This is a genomic window from Paraburkholderia tropica (assembly GCF_900109265.1).
Taxonomy (GTDB): Bacteria; Pseudomonadota; Gammaproteobacteria; order Burkholderiales; family Burkholderiaceae; genus Paraburkholderia; species Paraburkholderia tropica.
In genome coordinates this window covers 199,525-221,965 of the sequence record NZ_FNZM01000009.1, presented here as the reverse complement: position 1 = coordinate 221,965, position 22,441 = coordinate 199,525, and the positions used below count along the sequence as shown (strand labels likewise).

General features: G+C 65.4%; 18 protein-coding genes. 7 read left to right on the top strand and 11 right to left on the bottom strand.

Annotated elements, in window-relative coordinates; translation table 11 throughout:
• Positions 1-28: 28 nt before the first annotated feature.
• The gene (clpB, locus tag BMY06_RS16830; protein ID WP_065060060.1) at positions 29-2,626 is read left to right on the top strand and encodes an ATP-dependent chaperone ClpB; all 2,598 of its coding nucleotides are present in this window, start codon (positions 29-31) and stop codon (positions 2,624-2,626) included.
• A gap of 148 nt (positions 2,627-2,774) precedes the next feature.
• Here clpB and BMY06_RS16825 read toward each other — a convergent pair whose 3' ends face one another.
• From BMY06_RS16825 to BMY06_RS16815, 3 genes are all read right to left on the bottom strand, one after another.
• The gene (locus BMY06_RS16825) at positions 2,775-3,299 is read right to left on the bottom strand and encodes a YidB family protein (protein WP_373681641.1); all 525 of its coding nucleotides are present in this window, start codon (positions 3,297-3,299) and stop codon (positions 2,775-2,777) included.
• 27 nt (positions 3,300-3,326) lie between these two features.
• Positions 3,327-3,947: a ComEA family DNA-binding protein gene (locus BMY06_RS16820; protein ID WP_065060058.1), complete on the bottom strand. Its 621-nt coding sequence runs from the start codon at positions 3,945-3,947 to the stop codon at positions 3,327-3,329.
• A gap of 294 nt (positions 3,948-4,241) precedes the next feature.
• A complete protein-coding gene (locus tag BMY06_RS16815; RefSeq protein WP_074984229.1) occupies positions 4,242-6,248 on the bottom strand; it encodes a sigma-54-dependent Fis family transcriptional regulator in 2,007 nt (668 codons plus the stop codon).
• 467 nt (positions 6,249-6,715) lie between these two features.
• Between BMY06_RS16815 and BMY06_RS16805 the strand changes: the two genes are divergently transcribed.
• From BMY06_RS16805 to lipA, 6 genes are all read left to right on the top strand, one after another.
• Positions 6,716-7,774, top strand: coding sequence for an ATP-NAD kinase family protein (locus BMY06_RS16805; protein ID WP_074984226.1), 1,059 nt, complete (start codon positions 6,716-6,718; stop codon positions 7,772-7,774).
• Between the two features lie 93 nt (positions 7,775-7,867).
• Positions 7,868-8,644 carry an SDR family NAD(P)-dependent oxidoreductase gene (locus tag BMY06_RS16800; protein WP_065060054.1) on the top strand — a complete coding sequence of 259 codons (777 nt, stop codon included), beginning with the start codon at positions 7,868-7,870 and terminating at the stop codon, positions 8,642-8,644.
• Between the two features lie 55 nt (positions 8,645-8,699).
• Positions 8,700-9,677, top strand: coding sequence for a thiamine pyrophosphate-dependent dehydrogenase E1 component subunit alpha (locus BMY06_RS16795; RefSeq protein WP_065060053.1), 978 nt, complete (start codon positions 8,700-8,702; stop codon positions 9,675-9,677).
• 56 nt (positions 9,678-9,733) lie between these two features.
• On the top strand, positions 9,734-10,738 hold the full coding sequence (locus tag BMY06_RS16790) for an alpha-ketoacid dehydrogenase subunit beta (RefSeq protein ID WP_065060052.1): 1,005 nt from the start codon (positions 9,734-9,736) through the stop codon (positions 10,736-10,738).
• 4 nt (positions 10,739-10,742) lie between these two features.
• Positions 10,743-11,864 carry an acetoin dehydrogenase dihydrolipoyllysine-residue acetyltransferase subunit gene (locus BMY06_RS16785; protein ID WP_074984224.1) on the top strand — a complete coding sequence of 374 codons (1,122 nt, stop codon included), beginning with the start codon at positions 10,743-10,745 and terminating at the stop codon, positions 11,862-11,864.
• Position 11,865: 1 nt separating this feature from the next.
• The gene (gene lipA, locus BMY06_RS16780; protein ID WP_074984223.1) at positions 11,866-12,864 is read left to right on the top strand and encodes a lipoyl synthase; all 999 of its coding nucleotides are present in this window, start codon (positions 11,866-11,868) and stop codon (positions 12,862-12,864) included.
• Between the two features lie 141 nt (positions 12,865-13,005).
• Here lipA and BMY06_RS16775 read toward each other — a convergent pair whose 3' ends face one another.
• From BMY06_RS16775 to trxA, 8 genes are all read right to left on the bottom strand, one after another.
• Positions 13,006-14,370, bottom strand: a complete 1,365-nt coding sequence (locus BMY06_RS16775) for an MATE family efflux transporter (RefSeq protein WP_074984221.1) — start codon at positions 14,368-14,370, stop codon at positions 13,006-13,008.
• A gap of 7 nt (positions 14,371-14,377) precedes the next feature.
• Positions 14,378-16,132: an ArnT family glycosyltransferase gene (locus BMY06_RS16770; RefSeq protein ID WP_065060048.1), complete on the bottom strand. Its 1,755-nt coding sequence runs from the start codon at positions 16,130-16,132 to the stop codon at positions 14,378-14,380.
• A gap of 325 nt (positions 16,133-16,457) precedes the next feature.
• Positions 16,458-16,721: a type B 50S ribosomal protein L31 gene (locus BMY06_RS16765; protein ID WP_065060047.1), complete on the bottom strand. Its 264-nt coding sequence runs from the start codon at positions 16,719-16,721 to the stop codon at positions 16,458-16,460.
• Positions 16,722-16,877: 156 nt separating this feature from the next.
• Positions 16,878-17,714, bottom strand: a complete 837-nt coding sequence (locus BMY06_RS16760; RefSeq protein ID WP_065060046.1) for a M90 family metallopeptidase — start codon at positions 17,712-17,714, stop codon at positions 16,878-16,880.
• A gap of 14 nt (positions 17,715-17,728) precedes the next feature.
• Positions 17,729-19,285, bottom strand: a complete 1,557-nt coding sequence (locus BMY06_RS16755; protein WP_074984219.1) for an MFS transporter — start codon at positions 19,283-19,285, stop codon at positions 17,729-17,731.
• Positions 19,282-19,947, bottom strand: coding sequence for a MerR family transcriptional regulator (locus tag BMY06_RS16750; protein ID WP_065060044.1), 666 nt, complete (start codon positions 19,945-19,947; stop codon positions 19,282-19,284). Before BMY06_RS16750 ends, BMY06_RS16755 begins: the two co-directional genes overlap by 4 nt.
• Before the next feature lie 204 nt (positions 19,948-20,151).
• Positions 20,152-21,414: a transcription termination factor Rho gene (gene rho / locus BMY06_RS16745; RefSeq protein ID WP_027818379.1), complete on the bottom strand. Its 1,263-nt coding sequence runs from the start codon at positions 21,412-21,414 to the stop codon at positions 20,152-20,154.
• 275 nt (positions 21,415-21,689) lie between these two features.
• On the bottom strand, positions 21,690-22,016 hold the full coding sequence (gene trxA, locus BMY06_RS16740; protein ID WP_065060043.1) for a thioredoxin TrxA: 327 nt from the start codon (positions 22,014-22,016) through the stop codon (positions 21,690-21,692).
• Positions 22,017-22,441: the final 425 nt, after the last annotated feature.

Genomic DNA, 22,441 nt, shown 5'->3' with positions numbered 1-22,441 from the left:
GTCAAGATTACTGGAGGTCTCGTTTCAAATGAGAATCGACAAGCTCACCACCAAGTTTCAGGAAGCACTCGCCGACGCACAAAGCCTGGCCGTCGGCCGCGACAATCAATACATCGAACCGGTCCATCTGCTGGCGGCGCTCGTCGCGCAACAGGACGGTTCCGCGCGCTCGCTGATGTCGCGGGCCGGCGTGCAGGTTCAGGCGCTGCAAAACGCGCTCAACGACGCCATCAACCGCTTGCCGCAGGTGCAGGGCACCGACGGCAACGTGCAGGTCGGGCGCGAGCTCACGGGTCTGCTCAATCAGGCCGACAAGGAAGCGCAGAAGCTCAACGACACCTATATCGCGAGCGAAATGTTCCTGCTCGCCGTCGCCGACGACAAGGGCGACGCGGGCCAGATCGCGCGCAAGAACGGCCTCTCGCGCAAGGCGCTCGAAGCCGCGATCGTCGCGGTGCGCGGCGGCGCGCAGGTGCATAGCCAGGACGCCGAAAGCCAGCGCGAGGCGCTCAAGAAGTACACGGTCGACCTGACCGAGCGCGCGCGCGCCGGCAAGCTCGATCCCGTGATCGGCCGCGACGACGAAATCCGCCGCTCGATCCAGATCCTGCAACGCCGCACCAAGAACAATCCGGTGCTGATCGGCGAGCCCGGCGTGGGCAAGACGGCCATCGTCGAAGGTCTCGCGCAGCGCATCGTCAACGGCGAAGTGCCGGAAACGCTCAAGGGCAAGCGCGTGCTCTCGCTCGACATGGCCGCGCTGCTGGCGGGCGCGAAGTATCGCGGCGAGTTCGAGGAACGCCTGAAGTCGGTGCTCAACGACATCGCCAAGGACGAAGGCCAGACCATCGTCTTCATCGACGAAATTCACACGATGGTCGGCGCGGGCAAGGCCGAAGGCGCGATGGACGCGGGCAACATGCTCAAGCCGGCGCTCTCGCGCGGCGAGCTGCATTGCATCGGCGCGACCACGCTCGACGAATATCGCAAGTACATCGAGAAGGACGCCGCGCTCGAACGCCGCTTCCAGAAGGTGCTCGTCGACGAACCGTCGGTGGAAGCGACCATCGCGATTCTGCGCGGTCTGCAGGAGAAATATGAACTGCACCACGGCGTGGAAATCACCGACCCGGCGATCGTCGCGGCGGCGGAACTGTCGCATCGCTACATCACCGACCGTTTCCTGCCGGACAAGGCGATCGACCTGATCGACGAAGCGGCGTCGAAGATCAAGATGGAAATCGATTCGAAGCCCGAAGAGATGGACAAGCTCGATCGTCGTCTGATCCAGCTGAAGATCGAGCGCGAAGCCGTCAAGAAGGAAAAGGACGAAGCGTCGCAGAAGCGTCTGCAGCTGATCGAAGAGGAAATCGATCGCCTGAGCCTCGAATATAAAGACCTCGAAGAGATCTGGACCGCCGAGAAGGCCGCGGTGCAGGGCAGCGCGCAGATCAAGGAAGACATCGACAAGGTGCGTGCCGAGATCACGAAGTTCCAGCGCGAAGGCAAGCTCGAGAAGGTCGCGGAATTGCAGTACGGCAAGCTGCCGCAACTGGAAGCGCAGCTCAAGCAGGTCGCGCAGGCCGAGGCCACCGAGCAGAACAGCCCGAAGCGTCATCGTCTGCTGCGCACGCAGGTGGGCGCCGAGGAAATCGCGGAAGTCGTGTCGCGTTCGACCGGCATTCCGGTCTCGCGCATGATGCAGGGCGAGCGCGAAAAGCTGCTCTTGATCGAAGACAAGCTGCATGAGCGCGTGGTTGGCCAGGACGAGGCGATTAACGCGGTGTCGGATGCGATCCGCCGTTCGCGCGCCGGTCTCGCGGACCCGAACAAGCCGTACGGCTCGTTCCTGTTCCTCGGGCCGACCGGCGTGGGCAAGACCGAGCTGTGCAAGGCGCTCGCGGGTTTCCTGTTCGATTCGGAGGATCACCTCATCCGCATCGACATGAGCGAGTTCATGGAGAAGCACAGCGTCGCGCGTCTGATCGGCGCGCCGCCGGGCTACGTCGGTTACGAGGAAGGCGGTTATCTGACCGAGGCCGTGCGCCGCAAGCCGTATAGCGTGATCCTGCTCGACGAAGTCGAGAAGGCGCACCCGGATGTGTTCAACGTGCTGTTGCAGGTGCTCGACGACGGCCGCATGACCGATGGCCAGGGCCGCACCGTCGACTTCAAGAACACGGTGATCGTGATGACCTCGAACCTCGGTTCGCACCTCATCCAGTCGATGCACGGCGAGCCGCAGGAAGCGGTCAAGGAAGCGGTCTGGAACGAAGTGAAGCTGCAGTTCCGCCCCGAGTTCCTGAACCGGATCGACGAAGTCGTCGTGTTCCATGCGCTCGGCAAGGACAACATCGAGTCGATCGCGAAGATCCAGTTGCAGCGCCTGCGCGAGCGTCTGGAAAAGCTCGATATGGAACTCGTCGTGTCGGACGAAGCGCTCGGCAAGATCGCGGATGTCGGCTACGACCCGCTGTTCGGTGCGCGGCCGCTCAAGCGCGCGATCCAGCAGGAGATCGAAAACCCGGTCGCCAAGCTGATCCTCGCGGGCAAGTTCGGACCGAAGGACGTGATTCCGGTCGACGTCCAGGACGGCAAGCTGGTGTTCGAGCGCGTCGTTCATTAAGCGCTCTCAGTTCGCTGATGCACCGCTGGCGCGACGGTAATCTGTCGCGCTTCAAACAAAAAGGGCTCCCCGATTCGGGGAGCCCTTTTTTCATGGGCGTCGGAAAAGTACGCACCGGCGCGCGCGAGGCGCGCCTCGCGTTAGCGTATCAAGCCTGCTTGTTGCCGCCGCCGAACAGCGAGGCGAGGCCGCCGAGCGTGCCGAGCACGCTTTCGGTGTTGATCTGGCCGCCTTGCGGCACTTCGCCGTTCGGCGTGCCCGCGTTCACGACGTGCGGCAGCACCTGGGCGAGCAGGCCGCTGACCTGTTCCGGCTGCATGCCGACCTTCTGCGCGAGACCCGAGACGACGTCCGAGCCGAGCACGTTGTGCAGCTGATCGGGCGAAACGGACTGGTTCTCGCCGTTGCTGACCCACGACTGCACGACGTCGCCGAGACCGCCTTGCTGGAACTTCTGGATGAGGCCGTTCAGGCCGCCCGGCTGATTGTTGACGAATTCCATCGCGAGCGCGAGGAGTTGAGTTTGGCCGCCGCCTTGTTGCTGTTGCGACGAACCGAGCAGGGAACCGAGGGTATCGAGCAGGCTCATGACGATCTCACTAATGATGGCCGCGACGGGGGACGCGGCCGGAAAATCGGACGGCGCGCACGAGGCGCGCCGCGGGGATGGCAGAAAGTGCCGGAAAGCGGGCGCGCGACCTCAAGCGCCCGAGGCGGCCGCGTCGGACGCGGCCTTGCTCTTCTTCGACTTCTTGCTCTTCTTTGCTTTGGTATCCGAAGCGGCGGCCGGCGCGGTGGCGGCGGGCGCGGCGGAACCCGCCTGCGCGGCGCTCGCGGCGGCGGCTTCCTTGTCCTTCTTGCTCTTGCGTTTGGACTTGCCGGCCTTGGCGTCCGAGGCGGCCGGCGCGGTCGTGGCCGTGGTGGCGGGCGCCGCTGACGTCGGGGCCGTGGTCATCGGATTCGGCGCGGTGCCGGCCGTGGCGGCGGGCGCCGCCGTGGTCGCCGCCTTGCTGCTCTTCGACGACGCTGCCGGCTTGCCCGCCGGCGGCGCCGACGAACCGTTGATCGTCAGACCGGCGGCTTCGAGATTCTGCACCGACTTCGGACCGATGCCCTTCACGCGCGTGGCGAGGTCGTCCGCATCCTTGAACGGGCCGTTTTTGCTACGTTCGTCGAGGATCGCCTTGGCGTGGACGGGGCCGATGCCCTTGACCGATTCGAGCGCCGCCTGATCGGCGGTATTGACTTCGACAGCCGCGGCCAACGCGGCGGACAGCGACAGACCGAGTGCGAGGAACAGCATCAGCAGCTTCTTCAGCATGGCAATCACTCCATTGAGGGCAATTCGAATTCGGTTAGCCGGGAACGGACGACGCATCCAGTCGGTGGGCGCTGCGCTATCAGGATAGGACAGTTCGCGCCTGCGTGGACGGGAAGCGGACGATTTATACCGAGCGTTGCGTGGCAAGACAATCGCGCCGCACAATATTTAATACTTCTGTGCATTGCGCGCACAGGCCGATCGCGGCGGGCGCAACGAGCACGCGTGCGCCATGACGGTGCGCGCGCGCGAAAACTGCCGCTGGAACGGCGGAACAGCCGCACGCGCCGACGCTCAAGCGCGATGCGGCCCGACGATGCCGTGCTTCGCGATCCGTCGATAGAGCGTCGCGCGCGAGATGCCGAGCGCGGCGGCGGCGGCGTCGGGACGCCAGCGGTGGGCGGTGAGGGCGGCGAGGATGCGGGCGCGTTCGGCGCTGTCGTGATGGCCCGTCGCGCGTTCGGCGCGCGTCGACGCGCGGTCGCCCTCGCGCGAGGCCATGGCGCCCCCACGCGCTGAATCAGGCAATTGCGCGGCGAGATCGGCGCTCAAATGCCGCGCCTCCACACGCACGGTGTCGCAGACGGCGCATGCGTAGCGCATGGCGTTGCGCAACTGGCGCAGATTGCCGGGCCACGCATAGGCGGCGAGTTGCGCGGCCAGCGCGGCGTCGAGGCCGAGCGGGCGGCCCGCGGCCTGCGCTTCTTCGGCGAACACCGTGTCGATCAGCATGCCGATGTCGCGCCGTTCGCGCAGCGGCGGCAGCGTGAGCACCGCGCCGCTCAGGCGGTAGTAGAGATCGTCGCGAAACGCGCCCGCCGCGGCCATCTGCGTGAGATCGCGGTGCGTCGCGCAGATCACGTCGAGATCGACGCGCACCGGCGTCTCGCCGCCGAGCGGCAGCACTTCGCCTTCGGCGAGCACGCGCAGCAGGCGCGTCTGCAGCGCGAGCGGCATATCGCCGATTTCGTCGAGAAAGAGCGTGCCGCCGTCGGCGAGCGCGATCTTGCCGCGCGCGCCGTGACGCCGCGCGCCCGTGAACGCGCCGGGCGCGTAACCGAACAGCTCGCTCTCGATCAGCGACTCGGGCAGCGCGCCGCAATTCACCGCGACGAACGGCCGGTTGCGGCGCGGCCCGGCATCGTGGATCGCGCGCGCGAATACTTCCTTGCCCGCGCCGGTTTCGCCGAGCAGCAGAATCGGCAGCCGCTTGCCGACAACGCGCTGTGCGATGCGCGCGTTGTCGGCCACGCGCGCGTCGGCGCTGCGCAGGAACGGGCCGAGCGCGCTGCGGTCGTGCGCCTCCTCGGCGCGGGTTTGGGGCGCATCGCGCACGTCGCGCAGCGGCACCGCGCCATGCACGCCCGGCGACGGCACCCGTCCGAGCGGCGCGCGAATCCGCGCGTAAAGCATCGCGCCGCTCGCCCGCAGGCGCAGCGCCGCGATGGCCTCGATGCGGCCGATATCGCGCAACTGCACGTGCGACGAATCGAAAATCTCGTCGATATGGCGCGGACCTTCGAGGCCCGGAATGATTTCGCGCGCGCGCCGGTTCGCGGCGACCACGTTGCCGTTTTCGTCGAAGGCGATCAGTAGTTCGGGCTGCGCCTCGACGTAATTGCGGCTCTGGTGGCCGAACAGAATCCAGCACGACGCGGTGCGATGCAGGAAATAGCCGTCCTCGATGAGCGTCGCGCTCTGGCGCACGAGCTGATTGACGATGCGCTGGCTCTCGCGGCCATCGGGCGACTGCACGGCGGAGGCGTCGAGCACGCCGATCAGCTCGCCGCCGGGCGCAAAGATCGGCGCGGCGCTGCAGGTGAGCGTGGTGAACGCGGCGCGGAAATGATCGGTCTTGTGCACGGTGATCGGCGCGAGATCGGCCAGCACGCTCGCGATGCCGCACGTGCCTTCCTCGCTCTCCGACCAGCACGAACCGATATGCAGGCCCGCGTGCTTGAAGTCGTTGCGGCGCTCGCGGTCGATGCGGTAGTCGATCGTCACGCCATGCGCGTCGGTGAGCATCACGCAATAGTCAGCGTCGCGCACGACGTCGTGCAGGCGCGTGAGGCACTGGCCCGAGGCGCGCAGAAAAGACTCCTCGCGATCGCGGATTTCGCGCAGTTCGGCGGCGCTCAGCACGCGCGGGCCGATCACCGAGCCGGGATCGAGCTGATAGCGCTCGAACGAGCGCTGCCACGACGACGCGAGCCGCGCCGAGCCCGAAGGCGCGGGCAGGCGTCCTTCGACGGCGTCGCGCACGCGCGCGGCGTGGCGGGTGGGAGCGAGGGCGTAGGGCATGGCGGTTCCAGTCGAATCCAGACCACTCCAGGCGGGAACCTTTTGTAGCACATCCCGCGCGCGCAATCACACCGCAGCGCAGCAAGCGAGATGGCTGAGACGATCGTCTCAGTGTGTCGCGAGACGCGCATGCGGGCCTGCACAACGGCGGGTCGGGTGCGTCGTGCGGGGCGCGGCGCGATTGCGTCCGCGCGTTTCGCTGCAGTGCACTTCGCCCCCGAGCTCAACGCAGGCCGTGTTGAGACGCCGTCGCGCCACGCGACGCTGATCGCGGCGCGCTTGCGAATCGGCCGCAAAGCCCTGTCGCAGCGGCATTCCGTCTGCTTGAACGCGCGGCGCGCACGCGTTGGCACAACGCTTGCAGAGTCTGCGGACAAACATGACGCACAAACGCGACGCGCAAACGCAATCGGCAAGCGTCGCCGACACAATCGGTCCGCCCTTGCGCGGATCAGGAGACAAAGCCCGTGACGACGCCCGTGACCGTAGGCGTGATCGCGAACCCGGCTTCGGGACGCGACATCCGCCGCCTCACCACGCATGCTTCCGTATTTCCGACGGCCGAGAAAGCCAACATGGTCGTGCGACTGCTCGCGGGACTGGGCGCATTCGGCGTCGATCGCGTGATCACCTTGCGCGATAAGACCGGCGTCGCCGCGCTGGTGCTGCGCGCGCTCGAAACGCATGCGGCGGTGGCGCGGCACGAGCGCTGGCCGACCGTCGATTTCATCGATCTGCCGATCAGCGACAGCGCCGCCGACACGCACGCGGGCGTCGCTCACATGGTGCGCGAACGGGTCGCGCTGATCGCCGTGCTGGGCGGCGACGGCACGCATCGCGCGGTCGCGGCGCATAGCGGCGACACGCCCTTGCTCGCGCTCTCCACCGGCACCAATAACGCGTTCCCCGAACTGCGCGAGGCCACCGTCGCGGGCCTTGCCGGCGCGCTCGTGGCCACCGGCGCGGTGCCCGCCGAGGCCGCGCTCGCGCGCAACAAGCGGCTGGTCGCGCGTTGCGTCGAAGGACCGGCGCTGGGCCGCGAGGAAATCGCACTGGTCGATGTTTGCGTATCGCGGCAACCGTTCGTTGGCGCGCGGGCGATTTCGGATAGTTCGGATATCGAATCGTTATTTCTGGCCTTCGCGCCGCCCGACGGCATCGGGCTCGCGTCGATCGGCGGCGCGTGGGCGCCGGTCGGACGAGACGCGGCGCACGGTCTGCACATGACGTTCGGCGATGCCGACGCCAGCGGCGAAGGCGTGCCGATACTCGCGCCGATCGCGCCGGGCCGCATCGAACGGCTCAACATGCGCACGTGCCAGCGGCTCGAAGTCGGCATGCCGATGCCGCTCGATGCGGGCCACGGCACGCTCGCCTTCGACGGCGAGCGCGAGATCGAACCGTCGCGCGGCGACCGCTACGAAGTGGCGCTCGACTGGGGCGGCCCTTTGACCGTCGATGTCGCGCGCACCTTGCGTTACGCGGCCTCGCATCAGTTGCTGCGCGCGGCGGCCACGCGTGCATGAGGACGCAGGTCCGCGCATGTGTGCGCAGGTGTACGCATGCCGGCGCGTTTGAAGGTTTTTCTCGCCAACCCCTTAAAAACAGGAGACATCAGCATGGACGAACCCCTCAAAGGCCAGGTCGCGGTCGTCACCGGCGGCGCGCGCGGTATCGGACGCGGCATAGCGCTCACGCTCGCGCGTGCGGGCGCCGATGTCTTGCTCGCCGATCTGCTCGACGAAGCGCTCGCACAGACCGCGAAGGAGGTGCAGGAACTCGGCCGCCGCGTGCTCACCTGCAAGGTCGACGTCACGCAGGCCGCGCAGATCGACGGGATGATCGCGCGGGCGATTTCGGAACTCGGCGGGCTCGACATTCTCGTGAACTGCGCGGGCGTGATTTCGATTCATCCGGTCGCCGAGCTATCGGAGCGCGACTGGGACTTCGTCATGGACGTGAACGCAAAGGGCACGTTTCTCGGCTGCAAGGCGGCGCTGCCGCATTTTCTGATGCAAAAGCGCGGTCGCATCATCAACGTCGCGTCGATCGCGGGCAAGGAAGGCTTTCCGAATCTCGCGCACTACAGCGCCTCGAAGTTCGCGGTGGTCGGCTTCACGAACGCGCTCGCGAAGGAAGTCGCGCGCGAGGGCATCACGGTCAACGCGATCTGTCCGGGCATCGTGCGCACCTACATGTGGGACCGGCTCTCCGACGAATGGAAGAACGAAGGCGAGAGCGTCGAGCAATCGTGGCAGCGCCATCAGCTTGCGCTGATTCCGCAAGGCCGCGCGCAAACGCCGGAGGACATGGGGCGGCTCGCCCTGTTCTTCGCGACGATGGACAACGTCACCGGCCAGTCGGTGAACGTCGATGGAGGCTTCACGTTTCATTGAAGGCAACGCAGAAACGACTCAGGCACGACTCATTGTGTTTCATCAGGAGACAACCATGTCGAATCAGTTGAACAAGGAGCAGTTGCTCACGGCGTATCGCTCGATGCGCACGATCCGTGAATTCGAGGAGCGTCTGCACGTCGAGTTCGCGACCGGCGAGATTCCGGGCTTCGTGCATCTCTATGCGGGCGAGGAGGCGTCGGCGGTCGGCGTCATGAGCCACCTGAACGACGCCGATTACGTGGCCACCACGCACCGCGGTCACGGCCATTGCATCGCCAAGGGCGTGGACGTGCGCGAGATGATGGCCGAGATCTACGGGCGCGAAACCGGTTCGTGTCGCGGCAAGGGCGGCTCGATGCATATCGCCGATCTTTCAAAGGGCATGCTGGGCGCGAACGGCATCGTCGGGGCGGGCGGGCCGCTTACATGCGGCGCGGCGCTCGCGGCGAAGCAGAAGAAAACCGGCGGCGTGGGCGTGTGCTTTTTCGGCGATGGCGCGTCGAATCAAGGCGTGATCTTCGAGTCGATGAATCTCGCTTCGGTGTGGCGTCTGCCGGTGATTTTCGTCGCCGAAAACAACGGTTACGCGGAAGCGACGTCATCGACATGGTCGGTGGCCGCGGACAATATCGCCGATCGCGCCAACGGCTTCGGCATGCCTGGTGTGATCGTCGACGGATTCGACTTCTTCGCCGTTTATGAAGCGCTCGGCGAAGCCATCGCGCGGGCGCGCAACGGCGGCGGCCCGACGCTCGTCGAAATGAAACTGTCGCGCTATTTCGGCCATTTCGAAGGCGATGCGCAGACCTATCGCGCGCCCGGCGAAGTGCAGAAGCTGCGCGAGGAAAAGGATTGCCTCAAGCGTTTCGAGGAGCGCGTGGTGCGCGCGGAGCTCGCCAGCACCGACGACCTGCGCAAAGTCGATACGGAAGTGAAGGCGCTGATCGACGACGCGGTGGCCAAGGCGAAGGCCGCGCCGCTGCCTGCGCCCGAAGCGCTGCTGACCGATGTGTACGTGTCCTATCCCTGAGCGCCTGCTGCGCCGGGAACGATGATTAGTCAGGATTCCAGATCAAGGAGACAAAAATGGCACGGAAAATCACTTATTCGCAGGCGATCAACGAAGCGCTTGCACAAGAAATGACACGCGACGAAAGCGTGATCGTGATGGGCGAGGACAACGCGGGCGGCGCGGGTGCGCCCGGCGAGCAGGACGCATGGGGCGGCGTGCTCGGCGTGACGAAAGGGCTGTACGGCAAGTTTCCGGGCCGCGTGCTCGATACGCCGCTCTCCGAAGGCGGGTTTATCGGCACGGCGGTGGGCGCGGCGGCGTGCGGCCTGCGGCCGGTGGCGGAGCTGATGTTCATCGACTTCATGGGCGTGTGCTTCGACCAGATTTTCAATCAGGCGGCCAAGTTCCGCTATATGTTCGGCGGCAAGGCGGTCACGCCCGTCGTGATTCGCACGATGTGCGGCGCGGGTCTGCGCGCGGCCGCGCAGCACTCGCAGATGCTCACGTCGCTGTTCACGCATATTCCGGGGCTCAAGGTCGTGTGCCCGGCCACGCCGTATGACGCGAAGGGGCTCATGATCGCCGCGATCCGCGACAACGATCCGGTGATTTTCTGCGAGCACAAGCTGCTCTACACGATGGAAGGCGACGTGCCCGAGGAGTCGTATTCGATTCCGTTCGGCGAGGCCAATATCGTGCGCGATGGCGACGACGTGACGATCGTCACTTATGGGCGCATGGTGCACTACGCGCTCGACGCGGCGCAGAAGCTCGCGAAAGACGGCATCGAAGCCGACGTGATCGATCTGCGCACGACCTCGCCGCTCGACGAGGACACGATCCTCGAAAGCGTGAGCCGCACGGGTCGCGTGGTGGTGGTGGACGAAGCGAATCCGCGCTGCTCGATGGCCACGGACATCGCCGCGCTGGTCGCGCAGAAAGCGTTTCACGACCTGAAAGCGCCGGTCGGCATGGTCACCGCGCCGCATACGCCGGTGCCGTTCGCGGCCTCGCTCGAAGACATTTACATCCCCTCGGCGGATCAGATCGCCGCCGCCGCGCGTGCCGCAAGGAGCTGAAGTCATGCCGATTCACATGATCACGATGCCCAAATGGGGCTTGTCGATGGAGCAGGGCCAGGTGAACGGCTGGCTCAAATCGCCCGGCGACAAAGTCTCGAAGGGCGACGAACTGCTCGACGTCGAATCCGACAAGATCGCCTCGGGCGTCGAGTGCGCGTTCGACGGCATCTTGCGACGACAGATTGCGCAGGAGGGCGATACGCTGCCGGTGGGCGCGTTGCTCGGCGTCGTTGCAGATCAGGAAACATCGGACGCCGAAATCGATGCGGCCGTCGCCGAATTCCAGCGCGACTTCGTGCCTGCCAAAGCGGGCGACGCCGACGCGGGCCCCCAGCCGGAGAAGGCGCAGATCGGTGGCCGCACGGTGCGCTGGCTGAAGCTGGGCGAGGGCGACGGCACACCCGTGGTGCTGATCCACGGTTTCGGCGGCGATCTCAACAACTGGCTGTTCAATCACGCCGATCTCGCGACGCGACGCACCGTGTGGGCGCTCGATCTGCCGGGGCATGGCGAGTCGGGCAAGGCGGTCGAAAGCGGCGCGCTCGACGAACTCGCGCAGAGCGTGATCGATTTTCTAGACACGCAGAAGATCGAGCGCGCGCATCTGGTCGGGCATTCGCTGGGCGGCGCGGTGGCGATGGCCGTGGCTGAGCGCGCGCCTACGCGGGTCGCGTCGCTCTCGCTGATCGCGAGCGCGGGTCTCGGCGACGAAATCGATGGTGCGTATATCGAGGGCTTCGCGAGCGCAACGAACCGCAACGTGCTCAAGCCGCACGTGACGAAGCTGTTCGCCGATCCGGCGCTCGTCACGCGTCAGCTCGTCGAGGACCTTGTGAAGTACAAGCGGCTCGAAGGCGTGCAGGACGCGCTCGCGAAGATCGCTTCGCAGAGTTTTGCGGGCGGCGCGCAGCGGCGTGTGTTCCGCGACCGGCTCTCGACGCTCGCGCCCAAAGTGCTGGTGATCTGGGGCGACGCCGATCAGATCATTCCGGCGCGCCACGCGCAGGGACTCGCGCCCACGGTGCAGGTCGAGGTGATCGCGGGCAAGGGGCATATGGTGCAGATGGAAGCCGCCGCCGAGATCAACCGGCTGCTCAAGGCTTTTTTCGACGCGGGAGGCTGAGATGGAGCCCGTCGCGTCCGACATGCCGCGCGCCGGCGACACCGCGCTCGGCCAGCACGGCTTGCGCAGCCGCGAGAAGCTCGCGCGCATTCCCGTCAAGATCGTGCCGGCGGGCGAGGGCGCGGCGTTGCCCAAGCCGCCCTGGCTGCGCGCGCGCCCGATGATGAGCACGACGGTCGCCGACGTGGCGGCCGTGCTGCGCGAGCATCGGCTGCATTCGGTGTGCGAGGAGGCGATGTGCCCGAACATCGGCGAGTGCTTCGCGCAGCGCACGGCCACGTTCATGATCATGGGCGGGCTGTGCACGCGGCGCTGTCCGTTCTGCGACGTCGCGCACGGGCGGCCGGCGCCGCTCGATGAGGATGAACCCGCGCATCTCGCGTCGGCGGTCGCGGCGCTCGGCTTACGGCATGTGGTGATCACGTCGGTCGATCGCGACGATCTGCGCGACGGCGGCGCGGCGCATTTCGCGCGCTGCGTCGCGCGGGTGCGCGAGCGCGTGCCGGGCATTGGCGTCGAGGTGCTGACGCCGGATTTTCGCGGACGCATCGAGCGCGCGCTCGATGCGCTTTCGGCGGCGTGGCCCGATGTGTTCAATCACAACATCGAGACGGTGCCGTCGCTGTATCGCGCGGCGCGTCCGGGCGCGGATTATCGCGGCTCGCTGCAACTGCTGGCGCGCGCGAAGGCCGCGAGTGGCGCGGGTGGGGCGCTCGTCACGAAGTCGGGGCTGATGGTCGGGCTCGGCGAAACCGATGCGCAATTGCTCGAAACCATGCGCGATCTGCGCGAGCACGACGTGGAGGTGCTGACGATCGGGCAGTATCTGGCGCCGTCGCGGTTTCATTTGCCGGTGCGGCGTTACGTGCATCCGGACGAATTCGCGGCGCTGCGCGAGGCGGGCCTGGCGATGGGCTTTCGCGAGGTGGTGGCGGGGCCACTGGTGCGGTCGTCGTATCACGCCGCGCAGACGGTGGAGGCGGCGCGCGGGGTGGCGTGATGTCGACGAGTTACGCAACTAACTGCCAAGTGTGCGCGATTCTGCAACTCGGGGCGGTGGCGGTTCGACCACGTCGAGTGCTAAATGAAAACGCCGGTCTTTAACGCGATGACGTCGGCCTCGCCGCCATCATCGCTTCGACTACGCCGCCTTTAAATACCGCGTGCTCACACGCTGCAAATACACCGCGAGCCCTGCGCCCGCGATCACCAGACTGGCCGCATTGGCGAGCCAGAAACCGCGCGCGCCGGTCGCCCAGACGGGCAGGTTGCCGAACACATCGAAGCCGAGCGCGTAGCCACCGCCCAGTCCCACGCCCCAGAGCGCGATCGCGTAGATCACGGTCGGCACCACGGCGACCTTGTAGGCGCGCAGCGCGAAAGCGGTGGTGATCTGCAGCGCGTCGAACACGTGATACACGGTGACGATCGCAACCAGCGGCATCGCCGCGATCGCCACGGCCGGATCGGGCGTATACGCGCCGATGATCAGCGGCCGCAGCACGAACACGATTGCACCGAACACGCAGGCAATCGCAACCGCCGTCATCACGCCATGACGCGCGAGCGTGCGCGCCTCCGCGTGGCGTTCGGCGCCCAGCGCCTGCGCAACCAGCGTCGAAGTCGCCACGCCGATCGAGAGCGGCGTCATGTACAGCACCGCGCCCATGTTCCCGGCGATCTGATGTCCGGCGAGCGTCGTCGTGCCCAGGCGCGCGATGAAAATCGCCATGAAGGTGTAGGACGTCACCTCGATCAGATACGAGAGTCCCATCGGAATGCCGAGCTTGAGCAGTTCCGCTTGCCGTTTCCATTCGGGCCAGCAGAAGTGCTTGAAAATCTCGAACGGCTCGAAGACATCCACGCGCGTGATCGCGATCGCCGCGCACAACGCGAGCGCCCAGTTGATCGACGTGCTCGCCAGCGCGCAGCCCGGACCGCCGAGCGCGGGCACGCCGAGTCCGCCGAAAATCAGCCAGGTATTGAGCGGAATCTTGACGATCAGCGCGCCCACTTGCAGGAACATCACGAGACGCGGCCGTCCCACGGCGTTGGCGAGCGAGCTGTAGATGCGAAACGCGAGCGCGGCGGGCAGGCCGAACGACAGCAGCCGCAGATAACCGATGGTGCGTTCGCGCAGCGCTTCGGGCGCGCGCGCGAGGTCGAGCAGCGGGCCCGGAAAATAGAGGATCGTGAAGCCGATCACCATCAGCACGAGTGCGAGCCAGAAGGCCTGGCGCACTTCCAGACCGATCTCGGTGTCCTTGCGCGCGCCGTAGAGCTGCGCGGTCACGGGCTGAAGCGCTGTGAGAATGCCCGTGAGACCGATGTACACCGAGACGTAGATCGACGATCCGAGGCCGAGCGCGGCGAGATCGAGCGCCGAGTAGCGGCCGACCATCGCCGTGTCGATCACGCCGAACGCGATGATCGCGAGCTGGCCGATCAGCACCGGCCAGGCGAGCCCGGCGATGCGCCGTATGTCGGCGAGGAACGTCGTCGTCACCGCGGCCTCAGTCGGGGCGCTTGCGCCAGACGTGTTTTTTGACGGGCGGCTGCGGGCGGTCGATGCGCACGTAGAGACGGAAGCGCTCGTCGCGGTCGGCGACGCGGCGGCCTTCCCAGACCAGCTTCCAGACGAAGTTCGACATCGAGCTCGGCTCGCCGTAGTCCTGGGTGTCTTGTCGCAGGATCACGTCGCAATCCTCGTCGAACGAGAAGTGCATTTTGCCGAAGTAGGCGAAGGTGGCGATCTGCGCGTCGCCGAGGCGCACGGGCGAGATGCACTGGTAGTCGGCGGGCAGGTGCGCGGCGATCTGCTGCGCGACATCCTTATAGGTCCGGCTGTAGTTCACGACCGGCAGCCAGAGCGTCATCAGCAGCACCCACATCAGCGTGGTGCCGCCGCTCGACAGCACGACGCTGCGCCACAACACTTTCGGATGACGCGCCACGCGCCATTGCACGAGTGCGATCCAGCACAGCGTCACGGCCACGGCGCAGACGAACGAGAGAATCTTGAATTGCGGCGCGAAACCCGGTGCGAGGCGCGCGAGATTGCGCGCGAGCGGCGCCGGGAAACCCGTCATGCCCGCCAGCCACACCAGCCACACGAAGGTGCTGAGGATCGTGAAGCTGAGCACCGCGAACCAGTCGATCGCATTGATCGCGCCGCGCTTGAGCGTGGGCAAAGCGAAAGCCGCGAGCACGCAGACCGCAGGCAGCACCAGCATGAAGAGGCGATTGGTTTCGTGGCTCTGCACGACCACGAGGATCAGCAGCGGCACGATCACCGAAAGCGGAATCGCGATGTGCGGCGCGCGGCGCAGGCCGGCCCAGCTGACCCACGCCCAGATCGCGAGCGGCCAGGCCGGCCACGTGAACAGCGGCAGATTCTTGGCCGCGTAGCGCAGCACCGTGCCCGGCGGCCCGGCGAACGCGTTGACGTTGGTGCGCGCCCACTGGTTGAGGAACCAGACGCCGTCGTCGGGATAGATGTGCAGCGTGAGCAGCGGCCACGACAGCCCCACCACGAGCGCGACCGGCAAGCCGGCCACGAGCAGCCAGCGCGAACGCGTTTCGGGTGCGACGGCGAGCATCGCAAGCGTGCCGATCAGCAGGGCGCCAACCAGCACGGGGCCGGCCGCGAGCATCACGATGCCGAGCGCGAGGCCCCACCAGAGCGCGCCCTGGATGGGTTTGTCGATGGCGCGCACGAGGCCGTAGACGAGCATCGCGATGCCGACGAATTGCATCAGCTGCGGCGTGGTTTCGTGGCCGCGCTCGGCGAGACCGAAGCAGGCGAGCAGAATCAGCACGGCGCCGTCGGCGAGCGTGCGGCCGTAGTCGCGCGGCTCGGGCTCGCCGCCGAACGCGTATTTGAACGGCTGCACTTCGGCGCGGCGGCCGAGCAGATAGGCGCTGTACCAGACGAACGCGCAGGCGAGGCAGAACAGCACGCCGGTGGCGATGCGCGAGGCGTTGCTCGCGTCCACCCACGGCGCGAACACGCGGATGCACAGCGCGCCGAGCCAGTAGCCGAGCGGACCGTTCTCGGTCACGTACTTGCCGACGAGGTTGGGCAGCAGCCAGTCGTGCGAGGTGCCGCCGGCCATGGTCCACATCACGCCGAAGCCGGCCGCATCCTCGTTCTTCCACGGATCGCGGCCGAACAGGCCGAACGACGCGAAGATGATACAGATGGTCAGCAGCAGCCAGCGCGGCAGGGCGCTGGTGGCGGAGGCGGTCAGGCGAATGGCTGGCTTCATGCAGTGCGAGGGAATTCGAGTAAGCGCAACGGTCGCAGGCGGCCGTTGCGGAGCATCCGGCATTCTAGCCGGGCAGGCTCGCGCGCGTCACGGCAAGCGACGCTTGTCAGCTGTTGCCAACGCTTGCCGGCGCAATGAAACGGTCGATGGTCGAAACCGGACCGTCACGGCGGGTCGGCGGCAGTGTGTCAGCGTAAGCTGCAACAAGCGTCGGAAAGCGTCGGAAAAATCCGGTAAGACGGCGCGGGCAACAAAAAAGGGCAGCCTGGGCTGCCCTTTTTGTACACGTCTGTGCGGGTCCGGCACGATGACCGGAGAGCGAAGCTTACTTCGCTGCCTTGCCCGTAGCGCGTGCGCCGAACTTCTTGTTGAACTTCTCGACGCGGCCGGCCGTGTCCATGATCTTCTGCGTACCCGTGTAGAACGGATGCGATTCCGACGAGACTTCGATCTTCGCGAGCGGGTAGGTCTTGCCGTTGAATTCGGCGGTTTCGCGCGTCTGGATGGTCGAGCGCGTCACGAAACGGAAATCGTTCGACACGTCGATGAACAGAACTTCGCGGTAATCCGGGTGAATGCCTTCTTTCATGATCTTTCCTAAAATCTGGCGGTAGCCAACCCACGTTGCCCGCAACACCCATGTCGCGGCGCTCTTCGCGCGAGCCACTTGCCCAAGGTCGAAAAAACGCGATTATGCCAGAAAATCAGCTGGTTGGCGAATTTTTGCGGGCCCGCGACAGCTTTTTCAGGCCGGTTGGCCGTCGAGCGCGCCCACCCGCGCCGGATCCTGACGGTAATAGCGCGCGAGCAGCCGGTAAAGCTCCGGATATTCGGCCTCGAAGGCCTTCGGCGTGACGAACAGCGCCTCGCTGCACACGGCGAAGAACTCCGACGGATGATCGGCCGCATAGGGATCGATCAGCGAGTCGCGCTCGAAGCGCTTCCAGCGGCGTTCCGGCACCGCATCCACCTTGTCGCAGAACTGGTCGTAGGCGTTGTCGAACACATCGGCCCACGCCTGCGCGTCGAGCGGCGCGTGCCAGCGCCGATAAAGGGGCGGATGACCGTCGGTCTCGCCGTTGAGCATGTCGATCTTGTGCGCGAACTCGTGGATGACGACGTTGTAGGCGTCGCTGCCGTCGGTCATCTGCGCGTCTTCCCACGAGAGGATCACCGGGCCGCCTTCCCACGCCTCGCCGCTCGCGTCGTGCTCGACTTCATGCACCACGCCGTCCTCGTCCTCCACGGTCTTGCGGATCACGAACTCGCCCGGATAGACGATCACGCCCACCCAGCCCTTGTACAGATCGAGCGAGAGATTCAGCACGGGCAGCGAGGCCTGGGCGGCGATCGCCACGGTCATGGCGTCGGTAAGTTCGAGATCGTGCGCGGTCGAGAATTCCTTCTGCGCGAGGAACAGGCTCGTGAGTTCGCGCAGGCGTATGAGATCGGCGGCGTCGAGGTGGCCGAGAAAGGGCAGTCCCTCGAGCGTCGCCTGCCAGAGCACGTCGTCGATCGCATAGGTGCGCAGCGCCTTTTCGCGGCGGCGCGCGCCGAACCAGCTGGAGAGTTTCGAAAGCATCGCGTCAGTTGTGTTCAGTCGATCTGCTTTTGCCACGCGGCGAATACCGCGCCGACGATCGCCGCGCCCATCAGATAGTAGAAGCCGTCGAGCGAACTCAGGAAGCTCGCCTGCTGCGCCACCATCCGGCTGACCTGCGCGAGCGCGAGGCCGTGCGCTTCGCCCGGCGAGCGGCCGAGCGCCTCGAAGGTGTGCGTCAGCTTCGCGAACGTGTCCTGAAAGATCGGGTTGAGCGGATTCACGAATTCCACGAGCCGCGTCTGGTGCAGCGCCAGCCGATGCTGCTCGACGATGATGACCGTGGCGGTCGCGAACGATATCGTCAACTGACGGACGATGTTTTTCAAGCGGTAACCGTGTGTGAACTCGTCGATATCGAAGATGCGAAAGGTGAGATTGGCCACCGGCAGCACGATGAACAGCAGCAACAGGCCGCGCAGCAGCAGCGGCGGAATCAGCCACGTCTCGCTGACGTCGGGCGTCATCTTCGTCATCCAGAACGCCACGAAAAACGCCAGCAGGAAGCCCGGCACGATGATCCACTTCTTGTGCGTGACGAACTTCGCATAGCGGAAGTAAAGAAACAGCGCGGTGGCGGAAATCAGCGAGGTGATGCCGGTGAGGCGGCCGGCGTTTTCGACCGGATAGTCGAGACCGCTTTCGAGAAAGCGCGAGACCAGATAGCTGAGCACCGTGGTCATGTAGTAGTAGAACATGTACAGCAGCAGCCCGACCTGGAACGGCCGCTCGCGCAGCGCGTGCAGCCGCACGAGCGGCTTCGGATGATGCCATTGATGCCACACGAACCACGCGAGCGAGCCGATGCCCGCGAGCGTCAGCAGCGGAATTTGCGGCGACGTGGTGAAGAGTTCGAAGCGCACCTGCTGCATGGCGATCTGCAGCGCGCCTTGCGCGAAGGCGAAGATAATGTACGGCCAGAAGTGCGACGCGCCGCGCTCCTCGGGCAGCACGTGGCCGGAATCGGGCAGCGCGAGCAGCGCCAGCACGGCGTAGAGCACGCCCGCCGGCGCGGAAAAGGCGAACAGCGCGCGCCAGTCGAAATACGACACCAGATAGCCGCCGACGAGCGGCGCGAGCGCGCTCGACAGCACGATCAGGATCAGGAACGCGCGCGTGGCGACGGGGCGTTGCTGCGGCGTGAAGCTGATCTGAATGAGGATGCGGCAGGTGCCCATCATCGGGCCGATGAAATAGCCCTGAAAGCCGCGCGCGAAAGCCAGTTCGATCGACGATTCGCACAGCGCCGCCGCCACCGACCCCGCGGCATAGAGCAGCAGGCAGCCGCCCACGTAGCGCCGGTAGCCCACGCGTTCGACCCACCATTGCTGCTGCAGGATGCCGAGCACCGCGCACACGGCATAACTGCTCGACGACCAGACGAGCTCGTCGGGCGAGGCGTTGATGCCGCCCGCGATGTAGCTCGTGAAAAACGAAAAGATCGCGTTGTCGTAGTAGTCGAGTCCGGTCGCGATGGCGAGGACCCAGGGAAGGAAGTCGCCGCGCAGGCGGGCGGCGCTGAAGAGCGGTTCGCGGGTGGAGGTGGCGCTCATGCGCGTTCGCCTCCGTCTTCGTCGTCGGACTGCTTTTGCGTGCGCTTTGCGCCGCGCTTTTCTGCGCCCTTGCTCGCGCGCGCATGGCCTGGCTTGTTCGCGGATTTGAGTGCGGTGGACGAGGGCGCCTGGGCGAGCGGTGGTGCGCCGCGTTCGGCATCTTGGCGTCGGCGCGAGGCGGCCAGACGTTCGCCGATCAGCGCTTCGGACGGTTCGCCCGCGAGGCGACGCTTCAGGTAGTCGAGATCGTCGGCGAGTTCGGCACGCACGCTTTGCGCTTCCTTCAACTCGCGCCGCACGGCGCCGATGCGTGCATCGAGCGTGTCGATCTGCTGCGCGAGCGCGTCGGCGATCTGTTGCAGCGATTCGTGCGAGTAGCGCCGCCGGCCGTCGCCGACCGATTCCAGCGGACGCTTGAGCATTTCGGTGATGCCGTGCAGCGAAAAGCCGAGCGCACGCAAGCGCAGAATGCGCGCGAATTGCTCGAGATCGTGTTCGTCGTAGAGGCGGTAGCGGCCTTCGCTACGCGTCGGGGTCACGAGTCCGCGTTCCTCGTAGTATTTGAGCGTGCGTGGCGTGACGTTCAGCCGCAAGGCGGCGTCGCGCACGGTGAGGAGCGGGTTGGCGTCCGGAGCGGGGTCCGGTCTGGCGTGTCTGGACATCGGTGGCCGGCCGGGCAGGCGGCAGTGAATACAGACCCGGATTATAGTTCAACGTGAACGTTCACGTACAGGTTGTGCCGCCCCGTATCCGCAACGGTTTATTGTGTGAAATCAGCGCACTAACGCGTCCTAACGCATCCGGAAATGAAAAACGCCCGCTGGGAGCGGGCGTTTCAGATGCTGCATCGAGCGGGGCGCGAGGCCTTAGCCGCCGCGGCGCATCATGTCGAAGAACTCGGAGTTGTTCTTCGTCTGGCGAATCTTGTCGAGCAGGAATTCCATTGCTTCGACTTCGTCCATGTCGTGGATGAACTTGCGCAGCACCCAGATCTTCTGGAGGATGTCCGGCTTGATCAGCAACTCTTCGCGACGCGTGCCCGACTTGTTCAGGTTGATCGACGGATAGACGCGCTTTTCCGCGAGACGGCGCTCGAGGTGCACTTCCATGTTGCCCGTGCCCTTGAACTCTTCGTAGATCACGTCGTCCATGCGGCTGCCGGTTTCGATCAGCGCGGTGCCGATGATCGTGAGCGAACCGCCTTCTTCGATGTTACGTGCCGCACCGAAGAAACGCTTCGGACGTTGCAGCGCGTTGGCGTCCACACCGCCGGTCAGCACCTTGCCCGAAGCCGGCACGACCGTGTTGTAGGCGCGCGCGAGACGCGTGATGGAGTCGAGCAGAATCACGACGTCGTGCTTCATTTCGACGAGACGCTTGGCCTTTTCGATCACCATTTCGGCGACCTGCACGTGACGTGCGGCCGGTTCGTCGAACGTCGAGGCGATCACTTCGCCTGCGACCGAACGCTGCATTTCCGTCACTTCTTCCGGACGCTCGTCGATCAGCAGCACGAACAGGACCACGTCGGGGTGGTTCTGCTTGATGGCGTGCGCGATGTGCTGAAGCATCACGGTCTTGCCGGACTTGGGCGATGCGACCAGCAGGCCGCGTTGACCCTTGCCGATGGGCGCGATCATGTCGATGATGCGGCCCGTCACGTTCTCCTCACCGCGCATTTCGCGCTCGAGCAGCAGCACCTTGTTCGGGTGCAGCGGCGTGAGGTTCTCGAACATGATCTTGTGCTTCGAGGCTTCCGGCGGCTGGCCGTTGACCTTGTCCACCTTCACGAGCGCGAAATAGCGTTCGCCGTCCTTCGGCGTACGCACTTCACCTTCGATCGTGTCGCCGGTGTGCAGATTGAAGCGGCGGATCTGCGACGGGCTGATATAGATATCGTCCGTGCTGGCGAGATACGAGGTTTCCGGCGAGCGCAGGAAGCCGAATCCGTCCGGCAGCACTTCAAGCGTGCCGTCACCGAAGATCGTTTCGCCCGTCTTGGCGCGCTTTTTGAGAATCGCGAACATCAGTTCCTGCTTGCGCAGGCGGTTCGCATTTTCGATCTCGAGGCCATTGGCCATCTCGATCAATTCGGACACGTGCAGAGACTTGAGCTCGGAAAGATGCATACGGAGAACCCGTCGGGGAGGATGCGACGAAAAGAAGTCAGGGGGAAAAGAACGAGCGGAACCGCTCAAGGACTTATATAAGGGCGCCGGATACGACGCTTTATGAATTCTAGCATAGCACACGCCAGAAACCGCCAGTGAAGCCCTGCGGCATGTTTCAGCATGTTTTTAACGGGCATGTTGTCGGCTGACAACATGCCCGTGACCGACCTGATGCGCCTTTCAGCACTGCCGCGGCTGCCGTGAGGGCAGGGTGCGCGGCGGCCGGAACGCTTTTACAGGTGGCTGTCCAGGAACGCGGTGAGCTGCGACTTCGACAGGGCGCCGACCTTCTGCGCCGCGACGGCGCCGTTCTTGAAGAGGATCAGCGTGGGGATGCCGCGCACGCCGAACTTCACCGGCGTCGACTGATGTTCGTCGACGTTGATCTTCGCGACTTGCAGACGGTCGCTGTAGTCCTTCGCGACTTCGTCGAGAATCGGCGCGATCATCTTGCAGGGGCCGCACCATTCGGCCCAGAAGTCCAGCAAGACGGGCTTATCGGATTTAACGACGTCCTGTTCGAACGATGCGTCGCTGATGTGCTTGATTTGTTCGCTCATTGTATGAATACCTCTTTCGGATCGAGGCTGATTGAATTGCTCGCCACGATACACCAAAAACCAGAATATATCCGGCGATGCCCAAGCCTTGCCGGGCGGGACCGGATCGAGTCGCCAAGGCTGTCCTGACGACGATCGACGCCAGTGTAGCCTAAATCCCTATGCGTTGCCGACGGTGATAGTACGCAGGTCGGCAGCAGGGTTTCCCACATTTTTCCCTTCATTTCGTGCGTCGCGTGCACGGATTGCGTGCAACAGGGCGCACAGGCGTATGCCGATTCTCCGTGTGCCGCACAGCCTGACTGCGTGCTGCCGCACTGTAATGCAATGCCAGTGTGGGGAACCCGACATATCGCACAATCTCGATATGGTGTCGCGGCGCGGCTTTGCAAGGACTTTGCCGAGAGACCGCGCGAAGTCCGTGG